Source organism: Marinobacterium aestuarii (assembly GCF_001651805.1).
Lineage (GTDB): Bacteria > Pseudomonadota > Gammaproteobacteria > Pseudomonadales > Balneatricaceae > Marinobacterium_A > Marinobacterium_A aestuarii.
In genome coordinates this window covers 3,813,019-3,830,232 of sequence record NZ_CP015839.1, presented here as the reverse complement: position 1 = coordinate 3,830,232, position 17,214 = coordinate 3,813,019, and the positions used below count along the sequence as shown (strand labels likewise).

Annotated in this window: 12 protein-coding genes, 2 tRNA genes and 1 rRNA gene; 10 read left to right on the top strand and 5 right to left on the bottom strand. The window is 56.2% G+C overall.

The annotated features are described in order from the left end of the window. The first annotated feature begins 236 nt into the window (after nucleotides 1-236). The 6 genes from A8C75_RS16630 to A8C75_RS16605 all read left to right on the top strand — a co-directional run bounded on the left by A8C75_RS16630 (nucleotide 237) and on the right by A8C75_RS16605 (nucleotide 7,120). Entirely contained in the window at nucleotides 237-1,925 is a 1,689-nt protein-coding gene (locus A8C75_RS16630) for a BCCT family transporter (RefSeq protein WP_227819952.1), read from the top strand. Between the two features lie 108 nt (nucleotides 1,926-2,033). Continuing rightward, nucleotides 2,034-2,927, top strand: a complete 894-nt coding sequence (locus tag A8C75_RS16625) for a LysR family transcriptional regulator (RefSeq protein WP_067384969.1) — start codon at nucleotides 2,034-2,036, stop codon at nucleotides 2,925-2,927. Nucleotides 2,928-3,153: 226 nt separating this feature from the next. After that, nucleotides 3,154-4,281 (top strand): ISAs1 family transposase, encoded by a 1,128-nt coding sequence (locus tag A8C75_RS16620; RefSeq protein WP_067384965.1) that lies wholly within the window; start codon nucleotides 3,154-3,156, stop codon nucleotides 4,279-4,281. Between the two features lie 228 nt (nucleotides 4,282-4,509). Continuing rightward, nucleotides 4,510-5,592 carry an amidohydrolase family protein gene (locus tag A8C75_RS16615; protein ID WP_067384962.1) on the top strand — a complete coding sequence of 361 codons (1,083 nt, stop codon included), beginning with the start codon at nucleotides 4,510-4,512 and terminating at the stop codon, nucleotides 5,590-5,592. Nucleotides 5,593-5,607: 15 nt separating this feature from the next. Next, nucleotides 5,608-5,964: a Rieske (2Fe-2S) protein gene (locus A8C75_RS16610; RefSeq protein WP_067384959.1), complete on the top strand. Its 357-nt coding sequence runs from the start codon at nucleotides 5,608-5,610 to the stop codon at nucleotides 5,962-5,964. Between the two features lie 85 nt (nucleotides 5,965-6,049). Continuing rightward, the gene (locus A8C75_RS16605) at nucleotides 6,050-7,120 is read left to right on the top strand and encodes an FAD-binding oxidoreductase (protein ID WP_067384956.1); all 1,071 of its coding nucleotides are present in this window, start codon (nucleotides 6,050-6,052) and stop codon (nucleotides 7,118-7,120) included. 159 nt (nucleotides 7,121-7,279) lie between these two features. Here the strand turns inward: A8C75_RS16605 and A8C75_RS16600 are convergent, their stop codons facing one another. Both A8C75_RS16600 and A8C75_RS16595 read right to left on the bottom strand, forming a co-directional pair. Then, nucleotides 7,280-8,209, bottom strand: coding sequence for a DMT family transporter (locus tag A8C75_RS16600; protein WP_067384953.1), 930 nt, complete (start codon nucleotides 8,207-8,209; stop codon nucleotides 7,280-7,282). A 65-nt stretch (nucleotides 8,210-8,274) separates the two neighbouring features. Continuing rightward, on the bottom strand, nucleotides 8,275-8,979 hold the full coding sequence (locus A8C75_RS16595) for an SDR family oxidoreductase (RefSeq protein WP_067384950.1): 705 nt from the start codon (nucleotides 8,977-8,979) through the stop codon (nucleotides 8,275-8,277). 98 nt (nucleotides 8,980-9,077) lie between these two features. On the opposite strand from A8C75_RS16595, the gene A8C75_RS16590 reads away from it, so the two are divergent. Next, nucleotides 9,078-10,013, top strand: a complete 936-nt coding sequence (locus A8C75_RS16590; protein WP_084784116.1) for a LysR substrate-binding domain-containing protein — start codon at nucleotides 9,078-9,080, stop codon at nucleotides 10,011-10,013. Here A8C75_RS16590 and A8C75_RS16585 read toward each other — a convergent pair. The 3 genes from A8C75_RS16585 to A8C75_RS16575 are packed head-to-tail and all read right to left on the bottom strand — an operon-like array spanning nucleotide 10,003 to nucleotide 13,798. Next, nucleotides 10,003-11,511 carry a M81 family metallopeptidase gene (locus A8C75_RS16585; RefSeq protein WP_067384944.1) on the bottom strand — a complete coding sequence of 503 codons (1,509 nt, stop codon included), beginning with the start codon at nucleotides 11,509-11,511 and terminating at the stop codon, nucleotides 10,003-10,005. The genes A8C75_RS16590 and A8C75_RS16585 overlap by 11 nt on opposite strands. Beyond that, nucleotides 11,508-12,650 carry an alanine/ornithine racemase family PLP-dependent enzyme gene (locus A8C75_RS16580; RefSeq protein WP_067384941.1) on the bottom strand — a complete coding sequence of 381 codons (1,143 nt, stop codon included), beginning with the start codon at nucleotides 12,648-12,650 and terminating at the stop codon, nucleotides 11,508-11,510. The genes A8C75_RS16585 and A8C75_RS16580 overlap by 4 nt, the downstream gene beginning before the upstream one ends. Next, entirely contained in the window at nucleotides 12,647-13,798 is a 1,152-nt protein-coding gene (locus A8C75_RS16575; protein WP_067384938.1) for an N-acetyltransferase DgcN family protein, read from the bottom strand. Before A8C75_RS16575 ends, A8C75_RS16580 begins: the two co-directional genes overlap by 4 nt. A gap of 1,213 nt (nucleotides 13,799-15,011) precedes the next feature. Here A8C75_RS16575 and A8C75_RS16570 point away from each other — a divergent pair. The 3 genes from A8C75_RS16570 (at nucleotide 15,012) to A8C75_RS16560 (ending at nucleotide 17,206) form a co-directional block, all read left to right on the top strand. Continuing rightward, nucleotides 15,012-16,552: ribosomal RNA gene (locus A8C75_RS16570) — 16S ribosomal RNA — on the top strand. Between the two features lie 126 nt (nucleotides 16,553-16,678). Further along, nucleotides 16,679-16,755: transfer RNA gene (locus A8C75_RS16565), tRNA-Ile, on the top strand. Between the two features lie 375 nt (nucleotides 16,756-17,130). Then, nucleotides 17,131-17,206: transfer RNA gene (locus A8C75_RS16560), tRNA-Ala, on the top strand. Nucleotides 17,207-17,214 lie beyond the last annotated feature (8 nt).

Genomic DNA, 17,214 nt, shown 5'->3' with positions numbered 1-17,214 from the left:
TTGGCAGGCGGCTCAACTATTGGGGGCGCTTCACAACGGAAGGCCCAGTGCGAACGTCATAAAATTAAACATGTTTGCATATCTGCGCCCAGTCTTTTGAATTCAAGAGCCCATGGGTGATGGACAAGCCGGTAGGAAGCCTGTTTGTTCGCCAGATTAATAATAAAACAATGAATAAATGAGGTGACTGTATGCTGAGAGCTGATCAATTAGACGCTCTTATAGAACGAAGGGGGGTGTTGAAGGGACTGAATTCAACGCTTGGCATCGCGGCGATTGCCATGGTTGTGTTCTTTATTCTGTATGCAATTCTGTTGGGGAAAACAGCCAGTGACCAGTTCCTGGGTCTCAAATCCTGGATTGAGAGCACCTTGGGCTGGTACTACGTGCTGATCATGTTCTCGACTTTCGTAGTGTGCATGTATGTCATGTGCTCCAGGGTAGGAAAAATCCGCCTCGGTCGTGATGATGACAGGCCTGAATTCAGCAATTTTGCCTGGTTTTCAATGCTTTTTGGCTGCGGTACCGGGGCCGGGATGCTGTTCTTCTCGATGTCCGAACCGATGATTCATTTTGCCAGCGGCTGGAGTGGCGGTAATCCATTTCTCAGTGCAGACGTCAAGGCGGCGGTCGCGGCCTTCTTCGAAGCCAAGCAGCTGGCGCTGAATAATGGTCTGCTGCCGGGCGATACAGGCTTTCCTGTGCCAAGCAGTCAGGTTGCAGAGGCGGCGGCCGGCGGGCTCAAGCTAACCATTTTCCATTGGGGCACCGTCGCCTGGGCCATGTATGGCATCGTCGGTCTCTCACTGGCGTACTTTTCGTTCCGCAAAGGTCTGCCGCTCTCGATGCGTTCAGCTCTCTATCCGCTGATTGGCAACAAGATCTATGGCCCCATAGGACACACGGTCGATATTCTGACCGTATTTGGTACCATTTTCGGGATAGCGACAACGCTTGGGCTCGGCGTCGAGCAGATAGGTTCAGGCCTGATTTCGCTGGGCTTGCTGGAAGAAAAATCCCAGACCGTCACCGTTGTATCCATCGTTCTGATCAGCGCTATCGCCACCGCATCAGCCACCAGTGGTGTTGCCCGCGGCATCAAGGTGCTGTCGACCCTCAACACCTGGATTTGCATTGCCATACTGGCGTATTTCCTGGCAGCCAGTAATACCAACTATATGATCTCAAGCACGGTCACGGCCCTGGGCGATTACGTTTCAGATGCCGTGTCCATGTCACTCTGGACGGCGCGCAGCCCTGAAGAGCGGGTGTGGCAGGGTGGCTGGACGATATTCTACTGGGGCTGGTGGATTGCCTGGGCCGGATTCGTCGGCATGTTTATCGCCCGAATTTCCCGTGGCAGAACGATCCGTGAGTTCATGCTGGGCGTGATGGTCATACCGTCCATGGTTGCGCTGCTCTGGTTTGGCGTTATTGGGTCGGCGGGTATTTATGAATCCATTTATGGCGCCGATATGCAGATATATAACGCCGCCGTGAATAACTGGGATTATGCCGGCACCATATTTCGCTCCTTCGATGTACTGACGCCTGGGCCTGTTGCAACCATCGCCAAGGTTGCGGCATTGGTTGTAGTGGTGATTTTCTTCGTGACCTCCGCAGACTCAGGCACTCTGGTGCTGGGGCGCCTGCTGGCCTTTGGACAGCGGCCTCCGGTACAGCAGCGGATCATCTGGGGCATGGTACTGGGGGGCGTGACCCTGGTGGTACTGCTGCTGGGTGGAGACCAGGCACTGAAGTCCCTGCAGGCCGCTTCGATTGCGGGCGCCTTGCCTTTCAGCTTCGTGTTGATTGCGATGATGGTCGGGCTTTTGAAATCCCTGCGCAAGGATGGGGAAAGTGTGATTGATAACGAGGAGCAGGTTAAGAAACTCATCGAGCGGGAAATTCGCGATCTTTCGTAGCAACCTTTCGGGCTTGACCTGAGGAAAGGCCTCTACAGGATTTGTAGAGGCCTTTCTGTTCTTGGGCGCTTGATCAGTGGTGTCACTCGAACACAACCGGAGATCTAGATGAATATTGCCCAGATCGAAACATTTCTTGATGTGGCCAACAGTCAGAATTTTAACCGCACGTCTGAGAACCTGTCGGTCACCCAGTCGGCCGTGAGTACACGCATAAAGTCACTGGAGGAAACCCTGGGTGTCACGCTTTTCACGCGCGGGCGTTTTGGCGCAGAGCTGACCAGTTCCGGTGCCAAGTTCCGCCAGTATGCGCTGCAGATCAGCGAGGTCTGGCGCCAGGCGCGCCAGGAGTTGTCGCTGCCACGTGGCTACGAAGGCGTGTTGCGGATGGGGACCCAGTTCAGTATCTGGGAAAAATTCGTCAACAGCTGGATTATCTGGATGAGTGAGCGCTATCCCAATATAGCGTTGCACGTTGAGGCCGATTACTCGATATCGATGATGGAGCAAATCGTGCAGCGGATGCTGGATATCGCTGTGATGTACCAGCCCCGGATCCTGCTGGATATCGAGATCACCAAGCTGTTCGACGATGTTTTTGTGCTGATATCGACCGAACCCTGTGATCTGGCGGGGCTTGACCGGGACAAGTACGTCTATATCGATTGGTGCCTTGGGTTCCGCCATGCCCATGCCCATGCGGTCCCCGAGCTGAAGGCGCGCAGGGTGACCATGGGCCTGGGTACCATGGCCATAGACTATCTCAATACCAAGGGAGGATCGGTATACCTGCCGGCCTGGCGTGCCCGCAAGCTGATCGACGATGGGAGCTTCTTCCGCGTTCTGGATGCGCCCGAAATCGTGCAGCCCGTGTATGCGGTGTATCGAAAGGAGGTAGCCAGGAGCGAAATTTACGAAGGGGCCATTGAGAGTTTACGGGCTTTTGCTCCCAGCTACAGTGAAATGATGGCGTCTTGTTTATCGAAACCTGAAGGGCTTTAATCACTTTCCAAGGCCCGCTATTAGCCCTGATTTACACGGCCGCATACTTGGTTTTATCGATACTAGATACTGCCAGCACACCTGTGTGCTGGCAGGTTTACGATGTTATTTAAGCGTGTTTTATTGTCTTCCAGTGCAGGGCAAACGCATGAACGTTTTTTGAACAAACGAATCACTTCTGGTTGATTTTTGATGTGATCACCATGAAACTTGCCCATTTCTCACCATGATTCAGAACAGCCCAACACTGCTCGACCGTATGATGGCACTGGAAGATCCCCGTCAGGCCGCCAAATGCACCCACGACCTCGGCGAGGTCGTCTTCATGGCAACATGCGGGTTGCTCTGTGGTGCCGACGACTGGAACGCCATCGCACTCTTCGCTGAAGTACGCGAGGAATGGTTCAGGCAGTACCTGAAACTGCCGGGTGGCATACCCTCACATGATACCTTCAACCGCCTGTTCTCACTGCTTGATCCAGCTCAGTTCCGAGAGCTGTTCACCCGTTGGGTGCAGGATGTCCTGATCGACACGCCTCTCTCGGGCGTGGTTGCCATCGACGGTAAAACCGTGCGCGGATCCCGGTCGGGCAACCAGGGTGCGATCCATATGGTCAACGCTTGGTCGACGGAGCTGGGTGTCTCGCTCGGGCAATACAAGGTTGATCAAAAGTCTAATGAAATCAAAGCTATTCCCGAGTTGCTGGATATTCTGATGCTGCGCGGTTGCCTGGTGACGTTGGATGCAATGGGATGCCAGAAGAAGATTGCCAACAAAATTCTCTCGGCTGAAGCGGACTACCTGCTGGCGATCAAGCGCAATCAACGCAAGCTCCATGCTGAGGCGGATACCTGGTTCGATCGTTACTGGTCCGAGCACCCGGATGATGTGCCCGGTCTCTCGTTTGCAGAGGTTCACAGTAACACGCATGGGCGTCAGGAGCTGCGGCGCTGCTGGGTGCTACATGATCTGGAGAGCTGTCCGGTTGCCACATCCTGGAACGCCCGCACGATCGCAGCCGTCCAGCTGGATCGTAGCAGTGCCGGAACATCTACCAGCCTAGTGCGCTATTTTGTCTCCAGCAGGACCATGGATGCCAATGATGTACTTCAGGCAACGCGTCAGCACTGGCAAGTGGAGAATGGCCTTCACTGGGTGCTGGACGTGGCCTTCGGTGAGGATCAATCGCGTGCGCGGCAGGGCTATGCCGCTGAGAATCTGGCCACGTTACGACAGATTGCGCTGAATCTGCTGAAGCAGGACACCACTGTCAAAGTCGGGATCAAGAACAAGCGCAAGGGGTGCGGCTGGAGTGACCGTTACCTGTTTCACATTCTCGGGCTGATCAAATAGTGTTCATGCGTTTGCCCTGTCTTCCAGTGCGGTATTAATTCCTTTTTTAAACTCTATTCCTTGATGAAATACGCCTGCCTTTTAAATTAATGCGTCGGGATTATTTTCAATCTTAATATTCGATTATATGGATAAAAATAAAGCGTTTTTTTTATTGAATCAGCTTCGTTAGTATCTCCTTCGCAGCACAACAACAGTACAACAATAACGCTTGCACGGAGATATAACATGATCATCGACGTCGACTGCCACAATTACTGGAGCTCGGCTGAAGTCCTGCTTCCCTATATGGATCCTTTCTTCAAGGACTACTTCGTTCGCGGTGAACAGCCAGGGCCCAGAGGCGCTTTTCCGCATGCTCACAGACCCTGGCTGCATCCTGAAGGCTTCAAGCGGGCAGATATTAATCCGATGTGCGAGGAAGACAATTACGCCATTATGAAGTCCAAGCACCTGGATCACTATGGCATCGATTATGCTGTCCTGACGGGCGATGAAGCGCTGGAAGCCTCGACCCTGGCAAACCCCTATTACGCGGCGGCTCTGGTGCGTGCCTATAACGATTACCAGGTTGAAGAGTGGCTGCCCCGCGATGAGCGCTTTGTGGGCAGTATCGTTATCGCACCTCAGGATCCGCAGCTGGCGGCGAAGGAAATCCGCCGTCTGGGCCATCATCCGCGCATGGTACAGGTGCTGGCATCCCACGGTGCAGCCCGTCCCTACGGTGATCCGTTCTACCACCCGATCTATGAGGCCTGCGCCGAGGTTGGACTTCCCTTTGCCATACATCTGGGTGGGCAGGGCGGTATTAACTCGAACCCTATCGGGGCCGGCCCGACCACCTTTTTCTGGGAAACCCACGCAATTCTGCCGCAAAGCGCGATGACCCACGTCGCCAGCATGATTGCCCAGGGCGTATTCGAAAAATGGCCGAGCCTCTACTTCGTCGTTATCGAGTGCGGCGTGGCCTGGGTGCCCAGCGTGCTCTGGCGTCTGGATGCCAACTACAAGGCGCTGCGCAAGGAAACGCCCTGGCTGAAACGTTTGCCCAGCGAGTACTTCAAGGACCATATCCGTTTCACGACTCAGCCGCTTGAGCGCCCGGATAATCTGCAGCACCTCTGGGCGGTACTTGAGGCCATGGATGGCAAGAATACGCTGATGTTCGCCTCGGATTATCCGCACTGGGACTATGACGACATCAACAGCCTGCATATACCGCCGCAGTGGCGTGAAAGCGTGCTTGGTGGCAATGCCTTCCAGGTATACAAGCGCCTGCAGACGATTGAAGCCAGTAAAAAAGTGGCCTGACGGAGGAGGTTGAAGATGTCCCAGAACAAGATCGTCGCATGCAAAACTCATGAGGTCGCACCGGGCCAGCAAAAGATTGTGCAGCTGGATCGCTTCAGTGTCGGTGTATTCAATCTCGGTGGTGAATTTCACGCTTTGCTGAATGTTTGTCCGCACAAGGGGGCCGCGCTCTGTGAAGGCCCGGTGTGCGGTACGGCCGCGCAGACCGATGAGCGGGATTTCATCTACTGCAAGGAAAACGCGCTGGTGCGTTGCGCCTGGCACGGGTGGGAGTTTGATATCAAGTCGGGTGAGTTTCTGGTCGATCCGAGCATCAAGGCCAAGACGTTTCCGGTCAGCGTTGAGGGCGAGGATGTAGTGGTGCATCTGTAGTTCCTGATGCCTCGGTCGTGACCAGAGCCGGTGTGGGTGCGCGTTCGCCCACGCCGGTTTTTTTACCGAAAACGGAGATAACGCCATGAATATGCCACTTGCAATCGAACACGCTGTTGAATGGCAGACGGGCGTAAAAGCGGTTCGCTGTCTGGGAATCGTTGATGAAACACCTGATGTGAAAACCTTCAGCTTTGGCCTGAAGGGTGACGAGTCGCTGGAGTTCAAGCCAGGACAGTTTCTTAACATGACGTTTACGATCGGTAGCCAGGATGTGCAGCGTTGCTACTCCATTGCCTCGTCCCCGAACCGGCCCCGTCAGTTTGCTATCACCGTCAAGCGGGTGCCTGATGGCAAAGTTTCGAACTGGCTGCACGACAGTTTCGGTGTCGGTCATGAGGTCAGGATCGGCTTGGCTACCGGTCACTTTAATTGCGTCGATATAGAGGCGGACAAGTATCTGCTGTTGTCCGGAGGCAGCGGTATTACCCCCGGCATGTCGATGGTGCGCTGGATGCTGGAATCCGGGCAGCAGCGGGATCTGCACTTTATTCACAGTGCGCGCAGTCCGGTCGATATAATTTTTCATGACGAATTACTGAGTATTGATCGCCAGTGGCCCGGCTTTCAGCTCTCGCTGTTGTGCGAGCACAAAAGCAGCGCGCGGGGCTGGGGTGGGTTTAGGGGGCGCCTGTCTGCTGACCTGCTTCAAGCGATCTGTCCTGACTTTCTTGAGCGCAGAGTATTCTGCTGTGGGCCCGCACCCTATATGCAGGCTGTGCGGAGGGTACTGGAGGCACTGGACTACCCCATGGATCGGTATGTTGAGGAATCATTTGGGGGTGCACCACTGACTCCGGGCTCTGCAAGTCCTGTACCGGGCGAGGCGACAGTGTCGACGCAGGTGAACTTTGCCCGTATGGGTACGCAGGGGTGCGGGAATTTTTCTCAGTCCCTCCTGGATACGGCCCTGAACTCGGGTGTCTGGATTCAGTCTGCCTGTCGCACCGGTATATGTGGAAGCTGCAAGGTGCTTAAGCTGGAAGGCAGTGTGTCGATGGACGCTGCCCTGGCGCTCAGCGAAGCCGAGGTCAGTGGGGGGTACGTTCTGGCCTGTTGTGCCTATCCCCAGGGCGACGTAACACTGGATCTGTAACCGTCGCCAATCCGGCTGTCGAAGGAGGGTGGAGAGCGCGCAGATGGCGGGCTGGTGTTCGAATACCCAGTATAAAGCCGCGTGACCTTGTAAAGTCACGCGGTGATCGCTGTTTTTGGGATAGTGCTGCTGCTGATGGACAGCAGGCTCGCAAAAGCATCAGATGCTTTTCAGGTAGGTGCCGGCCTGTTTCAGCATGCCGTAGCCACTCACCAGCACAATACCGCACATCACCAGCAGGGAGCCGAACAGGAAACCGGGCTCCAGAGGTTCGTTCAGCAGCCAGGCGCCCAGCACGACGCCGAACAGCGGCGTGAGGAACGAAAAGCTTCCCAGGCGCGAGGCCAGGTAATGGCGCAGCAGCCAGAACCAGACCAGGAAGCTGGCAAAAGACACGATTACCGACTGGAACGCCAGGCTTGCCCAAAGTGCGGGGGTCGGGTTGACGCTGGTCTGGCCCTGGGCGGCGGCAAAGACCAGCAGCACGACAAAGGCGATCACCAGCTGATAGAGCAGGGTCTGGGTGGCCGGCAGCTGCGAGAGGCTAGTGCTTCTGATCAATACGGTTGTTGTACCCCAGGCCGCACCCGCCATGAGTGCCAGGGCGTCGCCCCAGAGCATGGATAGCAAGTCTGTGTTGTTGTTTGTATCCCGTCCCAGAAACGCCACCGCGATGCCGCCAAATGCCAGCGCAATGCCGAACCATTGCAAAGGCGCAAGGCGTTCAGATGCGACCTTCCAGTGCAGCCCCAGGGCTGCAAATACAGGTGCGCTGTACATGAAGGTGATCACATGGGAGGCGCTGGTGTGGCGCAGACTTTCCCCCATCAGCAGATACTCGGTGGCAAACAGGGCACCAATAAGGAGGCCCGGCTTCCAGCTGCCATCGGCAAGGCTCAGGCGCTCGCCGCGAAGCTGCATAAACAGCCAGACCAGCAGGGCGCTGATACCGGAGCGCAACGCGATTTGCAGCACCGGCGACATGTCCTCGGCCGTGGCCTTGAGGGTGATTTGCTGCAGGCTCATGATCAGGCAGAACATGAGCATCAGGCTGGTGGCTTTGGTATCAAGCGGCTGTCGAGCGTCCAAGAGTGGCTCCCGGTTAAATATCTGTAATGAAAGGTGCTGGCCGAGCCCGCGTTTTTACCACGGGTTTAAACGGAGCGGGTAATACCGCCGTCGACGCGCAGGTTCTGGCCGGTGATATAACCACCGCCATCGGAGGCGAGAAAACCGATAACATCGGCGATTTCCTCTACCTTGCCGTAACGCTGCATCGGAATGCGATCACGGAATGCCTGCTTTTCGGGCAGGCTGTCGATAAAGCCCGGCAGTACATTGTTCATGCGAATATTGTTGGCGGCGTACTTGTCGGCAAACAGCTTGGTAAAGGCCGCGAGGCCCGCCCGGAACACGCCCGAGGTCGGGAAAACCGCATCCGGCTCAAAGGCTGCGAAGGTCGAGATATTGATAATGACGCCCGCGCCCTGCTCAAGCATGATCGGGGTTACCAGTCGGGTGGGGCGCACGGCGCTGAGGAAATAGACGTCCATGCCGCTGTGCCAGTCGTCATCGCTCAGTTCGAGTACCGGGGCGCGCGGACCGTGGCCTGCGCTGTTAACCAGTACATCAATGCGGCCCCATTCGGCGATGACCCTGTCGATGAGCCGTTGCAGATCGTCATTGCACAGATTGGATCCGGTTACACCTATGCCGCCCAGCTCTGCGGCCAGGGCTTCACCCTTGCCGGACGATGAAAGAATGGCGACGCGAAAACCGTCTGCAGCCAGTTTACGTGCTGCCGCTGCGCCCATGCCGCTTCCGCCCGCTGTTACAATAGCTACTTTCTGGTGCGACATCTTGATCTCCCGTGCTTGTTGATGTTTCCTATCTAGCCTGACTCTCGGAAGATCCACCAATCATGATTGGGCAACCAAGGCAGTAGGAAAATTACAGGATGAGAAGATGGGGAACAGGTCGCGGACTCTTGCCAACGCTGAATCACCTGATCGCGCTTGAGGCAACCGCGCGCCTTGGCAGCTTTCGTGCCGCGGCCGAGGAAATGTCACTGACTCAGGGCGCGGTGGCGCAGCAGGTGCGGGCGCTGGAAAAGGAGTTTGGCTGTCTGTTGTTTGAGCGCTTGCCCCGCGGGTTGAGCGCAAACCGGCAGGGGCGCGAATATATCACCCGCCTGCGTCTGGCGCTGGGCATTATCGACGAGGCAACGCGGGAGCTGTTGCAGCAGGAGACGCCGGAGGAGGCCGGGCGCCTGATCGTCAGCACCACATCGACCTTCGCCAGCCGCTGGCTGATTCCGCGCCTGCCGGAATTCTCCCGCGCCAATCCGGATATTGCCGTGATGATTGACGCCTGCGATACCGCCCGACCGCTCAGTGGCAAGGGCGGCGTCGATATGGCGATTCGCTGGGGCGCACCGCCTTTTGCCGAAAGTCATGCCCGCTTCCTGCTGCCGGCCAGTTCCATTCCTGTCTGTGCCCCGGCTCTGCTGAGCCGCCGCGGGGTGCTGAGCCCTGACAATCTGGATGTGTTGCCCCTGATATCAGACAGTCACAAGAACTGGCAACGCTGGTTTGAATCCTGCGGCCGGCCGGGCGTGAAAATATCAGGCCCGGTGTTCTCCCAGACGAGCCATGCGATAGAGGCGGCGGAGCAGGGGATGGGGGTTGCGCTGGTGCCCTCGCTGTTTGTTGAGGCGGCATTGCAAACGGGCACCCTGGTGCATGCGCTCAAGCATCCGCATCGACTCGATACGGAGGCGGGTTTTTACATTATTACCGCCCAGCCCATCGAGCCTGAGTCAGCCTGTGGCCGTGTGATTGACTGGCTGCTGACTCAGGGGAGGCTGGTTGATCCTGCTGGCTTTATACCTTAATGGGGCCTGTGGATAGCTCCATGTCCTTGTCGAGCGGGAAAATGGGCCGCGGTACGTTGCGATAAGGCAGCAGGTCATAGCGAGGGGTGCAGAGGGCGCCGCTGTCGCACACGATCACTTGTCCGGCAATGGGGTCGAATGCGGCGCGAAAGTGCTGCATCGACTTCAATGCCACTACCCGTTTGTGTTGCGGGTCTATACCGAAGGCCTTGAATTGCTGCAGATCGAGTATCTGCCGGGCGATGCTGACCACCAGAATATCGATTCCGGCTACTCGCAGCACGGCACTGGGGCCAAAACTGCCGTGCAGCCCATGGATAATGGGACCATCGCCGATAAAATGACCATCGCTGATGGACACCAGCTGGCCTTCCAGGGACAGGGGACCGCCTCCGAAGCGGGGGTCTGTGGCGCCCCCCAAAGTGATCTGAATGGATTGACCGACCCCGGTGTCGTGCAGTATTTGTACGGCGCTGGCGTCGACCAGGGGACCAAAACAGGCGTTACCGACATCCGCGTCAAGCAGCGCCCGCAGTAGCTCGGTGGCATCGCCGTAGCCTCCAGCGCCCGGGTTGTCGGCATAGTCGGCGATCACCAGCGGACCCTCGGTCGGCATATACTGGGCGGCGATCGTTGCGGCTTCTGTCACGCTGAGGTAATCGTTCAGCACCTCGAAGCGGCGGTTCCAGATATCATCGGCCAGGGTTTCGGCGAAGGCACTGTGGGCGCTGAAATCGCCCTGTGCCGTCACCAGCACCGTGGGCCCGACCTCCACCACATCGGCACTGGCAAAACCTGCATTAATGCTGACGGCGAAAACATCGTCCGTCTCTTCATAAGCCCGTGCAATTGCCATGCGCTCGATCATGGGGCCTATATCGGTGCGCCCGCCATTGACCTCCTCCAGCATTGGCCGGCTCACGCGGATCGTACGGGGGTGAATTTCGCCGGCCATGGTACGTTGCAGAATTTCGCCGGCATGGCGACCGGCTTTGCGCATATCAATATGCGGGTAGGTTTTGAAGGACACAATAATGTCGGCGAGCGCGCACATCTGCCGGCTGACATTGGCGTGTGGATCCAGGGTGATGGCGATGGGCAGATCTGGGCCGACCAGACTGCGGATACGCGCAAGCAGCTCGCCTTCACCGTCTTCGCAGAAATCGAGCCCCATGGCACCGTGGAGCCCGAGCAGAATGCCGTCGAAGCGCTTGAGCCTGATGGCCGCGAGTATGGGTTCGCAGAGCCAGTCAAACGCCTGGCGCCTGACCTTGCCGCTGGGCCCTGCCGCCGCGCTCAGCACATGATTGACCTGCCATTGGTGCGCCAGCCCGGCGTCGAGAAAGCCCGCGAGTTCAGTGTTCTCATTGCCGCGCTCGGCGAGGGCGGCTTCGCCCATCAGTACATAACGGGCCATAAAGGCCTCTCTGCCGGTTTTGTGCAGGCTGAAAGAGTTGGTTTCGTGGGAAAACTCAGCCGTAAGAACGTTGAAACTCATGCGATCTTCCGTGGGTTATTGGTCGTGGGGCTCGCTGTTGCAGGCGCTGTCACAGGGATTGCAGTGCCGCCTGGGCGAGATGCGTGCAGTACCTTGGTAACAAAGGGTGAGGTCATGCTGCGCACAGTTGCGCTGTAATTGAGCTGAAAGCGCACCTCGGCACCGACGGCCAGGGGATGGTCGCCGCAGTCGATGATGAGGTGATCGCTGCTGGCGTCGATGATATCGATCCCTGCGGGGCTACTGAGGCCGTCGGGGTCCACGTCCTGTCGGCCGATGGCCAGAATTGCCTGGGCGATATCACCCCGATCCGCTGGTGGGGCTTTTTCGCCGAAGGCGGTCTGGGCGATCTCTCCCCAGGGCTGCGTTGGCTTGATCTTCGATTCGATCACTTCGGCGACCAGGGTAATGGCGTCGGTATAGAGGCCATCAATTGGCTGGCGGTGCAGGGGTTCGCACCCCAGCAGAATGGACTCACCCAGGCGCAGGTTGTTGATACGGCCGGTGTCGGCACCGCTGAAGGCCCAGTTCAGGTTGGCTGAGTTACCGCCTGTCACTATATCCAGGGAAATGCCGAAGGCGGCTTCCACCGAGTGTGCCAGTGCGGACAGCTGATCCATATTGCGGCTGTCCGGCGACACACCGCAGTGACACGCCAGATTGGCGCCTATTCCCTTTAGTTTGATATTCGGCATATCAAGTACCAGGCCCGCGGTGTGCAAAAGGTCGGCCGGCATAATCCCTTCGCGCAGGTCGCCAAGTTCCACCATCAGCACGACTGCGTGTGTCTTTCCGGCAGCGTTGGCTGCGTCTGAAAGTTGACGGATGACGTCGAGCTCACTGTTGAGGCTAATGTCGGCGTACTGAATCACCCGCGGCACATCGCTGATCATGGGGGCACGTATCAGCATCATCGGTGCCCTGATGCCTGCGCGGCACATGGCTTCGATGTTCTCCATGCGCGAGTCGCCGATCATGCTCACGCCCGCCCGCAGCATTGTGCGGGCGATTTCGGGTGAGCCGAGGCTTGCCTTCATTACTGCGGTAACCGAGATACCGCGGGCGGCTAGCCGAGAGACCAGTGTGCGGGCATTGTGATGAATCTTGTCGAGATCGACTTCGAGGCGCGGCGCACTCATTGTGCGTGCGCGGTGAGCTTTTCCCCAAGTTCGGGAAATGCCCTCAGCACTATGTCTACAAGGTGATCCGGTGAGCGGGTCAGCGCATCGGTAGCAGGGATACCCAGTTCACGTTCGTAGGCATCGACGGCCGTGCTGACTTCAGCATCGGTCATGTTTTCATGGTTGAGAGTCAGTCCAATAACCCGGGTATCGGAAAAGGTCTGGATCAGGTTGATCTCGGCGGCCGGCAGCGGCATGGGCATCCGGTCAAAGTCACAGCGGTAGGTACGGCCCGGTGCATGCTGCAGGATGACGCCGTTGGGACAGCTGCCGCGCAGGATAAATGAGGTGGTGGAAAATGCAGGGTGGCTCAGCGCTCCCTGTCCTTCAATAATGATCACATCGGGCTGTTCAGCTTCAAAGGCATCAAAGATGATGGCTTCCAGTTCGCCGGCGCAAAACTGCGAAGGCACTGCATCCAGGGCGATACCGTAGCGTGCGCCCTGGATCAGGCCGGTTTGACCTGTACCGACCATCACCACGTTCAAGCCACGATCTCTCAGCGCGCGGGTGAGGATGGTCGCCGTGGTGCGTTTGCCGATGGCGCAGTCTGTGCCCAGCACCGCGATACGCGGGCAGGTTACCTGTGCGATGCGGCCGCTGAACATCCGCAGGTCTTTACTCGCACGGGGACGGCGGACATCCAGAATCGTTACGCCACTGGCGCCGCTTGCCGCGACAAACTCAGGGTCGTCGTTCAGAAACTCATGCAGGCCGTTGACGATATTCATGCCCAAACCAATGGCATCGAGCACCAGACTGCGCTCAGCGGCCGACAGCATGCCGCTGGACGGCGCCATCCCGAAGATGAAAAAGTCGGGTAATGTCTCGGTCCGTGAAAGGGCGTCGGCCAGGTCACGGCAAATCGGGATGGCATTCGCGACTCCGTCAAGCACCATACCGGCATCCTGCCCGGCCTTCTGGCTGTCAATGATCGACAGGATCTCGTATTTTTCCGAGTGCCGCACGAGGCCGTTGGCGGTTTTGCCGTCGACGGCACCAAAGTTCGCTTCACAATAGACAATGGCGGTTGTGAGGCGCTTGGGTTCATTAGGTGATTGTGAGGGTGCTGCACGCTCAAAGGTGGCCGTGGCGGGGGAGGCCAAGTGTGCAGACGTAGGTTGGAAAGAGGAAACTCGGGTGTCGTTCGGGGCAGTGCTGGAAAATGGTGTGTCTGGTGAAGGGTGAAGCGGTAAAGCGGACCTTGGCGTGGCTAAGGCTTGGTCATCAGTGGCGGGCGGGCCCTGGGGTGAATAGAAGCGGGCCTGTGGGGGAAGTTGCGGAATATCAGACATGAAATAACCTCTGTATGACGGAGGCTCAGAAGGGCAGCTGGATCGTGCCGACCTGGGTCGGATGTCAACAAGAGGTCCCCACTAAGCGGTGGGGTGAAAGTACATACTAACATAGCTGGGCCCTCCACAAGTAGGATGCGGTGTAGCGAAGCGAAACCCATCAAGGCGACCGCCACGGTACCGGTAATTGGTAAGCCGGCAGCTTTCAGCCGTAAGCTGACAGCTTTAAGCTTATGGCTGAAAGCTCTAAGCCACCGAATCACGAATCACGAAGGTTGGTAAGTAGTCATTGGTGGATTGGCGGTGAACCGGAATTCGTCGGCACATTCTCGATGGGCCCCGGACCTTCACCAAGTAGGATGTGGTGTCGCGAAGCGAAACCCATCAACCCACGTACGCACGCTTTCTCTATCTTTTTCTATATATAGAGAATAGAGAAAGAGAGTCCGCAGCATGGTTTGTCTATTTATTGATCAGCTTGTAATGGTTTAAATGTGCACTGCTGGTTATTGAGTAATCTATATCGCCGTCGATAAGCCGGTTCAAGCTTTAATAAGCCCCTTTTTGCACTTATTCGTTATTAATTTCAAAGGGGCTGTTGACTCTGATCGGGGGCGATGTAGAATGCGCACCTCGCTTAGGGAAAGCGGCTTTAACAGCCACCGAACAGAGCGAGGAAGTCGGAAGTAAGTGGTTGATTTTCAAGTGTTTAGCTTGATGAATTAGCCGGCAGTATCGGCTTGTGAGTCACTCGTTTTTCTCCTCGGCTTCGGTCGGAAATGTTGAAAAAAAGAGTTGACTTAAAACACCGAGACGCTAGAATATGCGCCTCACTTGAGACACGGGATCAGCGGTAACGATCCTCGAGTCCAAGCGCTCTTTAACAGATTGATCAGATAATTCGTGTGGGCGCTTGTCAGGATAAGGCATAAATAGCTTTATCAAGGTAAGCAACCCTAATGTGAATTCATTTAAGTTGTTATAGCTTGAGTCAGAATTATCGATACTTCGGTATCTTGATTTAAAACTGAAGAGTTTGATCATGGCTCAGATTGAACGCTGGCGGCAGGCCTAACACATGCAAGTCGAGCGGTAGAGAGAAGCTTGCTTCTCTTGAGAGCGGCGGACGGGTGAGTAACGCGTAGGAATCTACCTGGTAGTGGGGGACAACATTCGGAAACGGATGCTAATACCGCATACGCCCTAAGGGGGAAAGGAGGGGATCTATTTATAGACCTTTCGCTATCAGATGAGCCTGCGTAGGATTAGCTAGTTGGTAGGGTAAAGGCCTACCAAGGCGACGATCCTTAGCTGGTCTGAGAGGATGACCAGCCACACTGGGACTGAGACACGGCCCAGACTCCTACGGGAGGCAGCAGTGGGGAATATTGGACAATGGGGGCAACCCTGATCCAGCCATGCCGCGTGTGTGAAGAAGGCCTTCGGGTTGTAAAGCACTTTCAGTGGTGAGGAAAGGGTAGCGGCTAATAACCGTTACCTGTGACGTTAGCCACAGAAGAAGCACCGGCTAATTCCGTGCCAGCAGCCGCGGTAATACGGAAGGTGCGAGCGTTAATCGGAATAACTGGGCGTAAAGCGCGCGTAGGTGGTTGAGTCAGTCAGATGTGAAAGCCCCGGGCTTAACCTGGGAACTGCACCTGATACTGCTTAACTAGAGTACGGTAGAGGGCAGTGGAATTTCCTGTGTAGCGGTGAAATGCGTAGATATAGGAAGGAACACCAGTGGCGAAGGCGACTGCCTGGATTGATACTGACACTGAGGTGCGAAAGCGTGGGTAGCAAACAGGATTAGATACCCTGGTAGTCCACGCCGTAAACGATGTCGACTAGCCGTTGGGAGACTTGCTCTCTTAGTGGCGCAGCTAACGCAATAAGTCGACCGCCTGGGGAGTACGGCCGCAAGGTTAAAACTCAAATGAATTGACGGGGGCCCGCACAAGCGGTGGAGCATGTGGTTTAATTCGACGCAACGCGAAGAACCTTACCTACTCTTGACATCCAGAGAACTCGCTAGAGATAGCTTGGTGCCTTCGGGAGCTCTGAGACAGGTGCTGCATGGCTGTCGTCAGCTCGTGTTGTGAAATGTTGGGTTAAGTCCCGTAACGAGCGCAACCCTTGTCCTTATTTGCCAGCACGTAATGGTGGGAACTCTAAGGAGACTGCCGGTGACAAACCGGAGGAAGGTGGGGACGACGTCAAGTCATCATGGCCCTTACGAGTAGGGCTACACACGTGCTACAATGGCCGGTACAGAGGGCTGCAAACCCGCGAGGGGGAGCCAATCTCACAAAACCGGTCGTAGTCCGGATCGCAGTCTGCAACTCGACTGCGTGAAGTCGGAATCGCTAGTAATCGTGGATCAGAATGCCACGGTGAATACGTTCCCGGGCCTTGTACACACCGCCCGTCACACCATGGGAGTGGGTTGCACCAGAAGTAGCTAGTCTAACCTTCGGGAGGACGGTTACCACGGTGTGGTCCATGACTGGGGTGAAGTCGTAACAAGGTAGCCGTAGGGGAACCTGCGGCTGGATCACCTCCTTAAACGACATGGCTTGTTCTGGCATAGCGTCCACACGAATTATCTGATCAAACGTTAAAGAGAGCGAAATGCTTATAGAATTTTCTGTAAGCAAAAAGCGTAAGGCTGAAGAGCAAACGCTTATATGTAGGCTTGTAGCTCAGTTGGTTAGAGCGCACCCCTGATAAGGGTGAGGTCGGTGGTTCAAATCCACTCAGGCCTACCAACTTTCCGGCAGGAAAGTTGTAGTAGCTCAGCTGGTTAGAGCGCACCCCACTCCCCATGATAGAGAATGGGTGAGGTCGGTGGTTCAAGTCCAATCAGGCCTACCAATTTTCCAGGTTGAAAATTGATGTAGATCGATGGATTAGAGCGCACCCCACTTTTTATGATAAAGAATGGGTGAGGTCGGTACCTCAAATCCACTCAGGCCTACCAGTTTTCCGGCAGGAAAGTTGTAGTAGCTCAGCTGGTTAGAGCGTACCCCACTCTTTATGATAAAGAATGGGTGAGGTCGGTGGTTCAATCCACGTTGACATCACAGCCAATCAAACGCGGTTGACGCTGTTACCTGGTTACTCTCTGTACCAGGAAAAGTTCTGGGGCTATAGCTCAGCTGGGAGAGCGCCTGCTTTGCACGCAGGAGGTCTGCGGTTCGATCCCGCATAGCTCCACCATTTAAAAG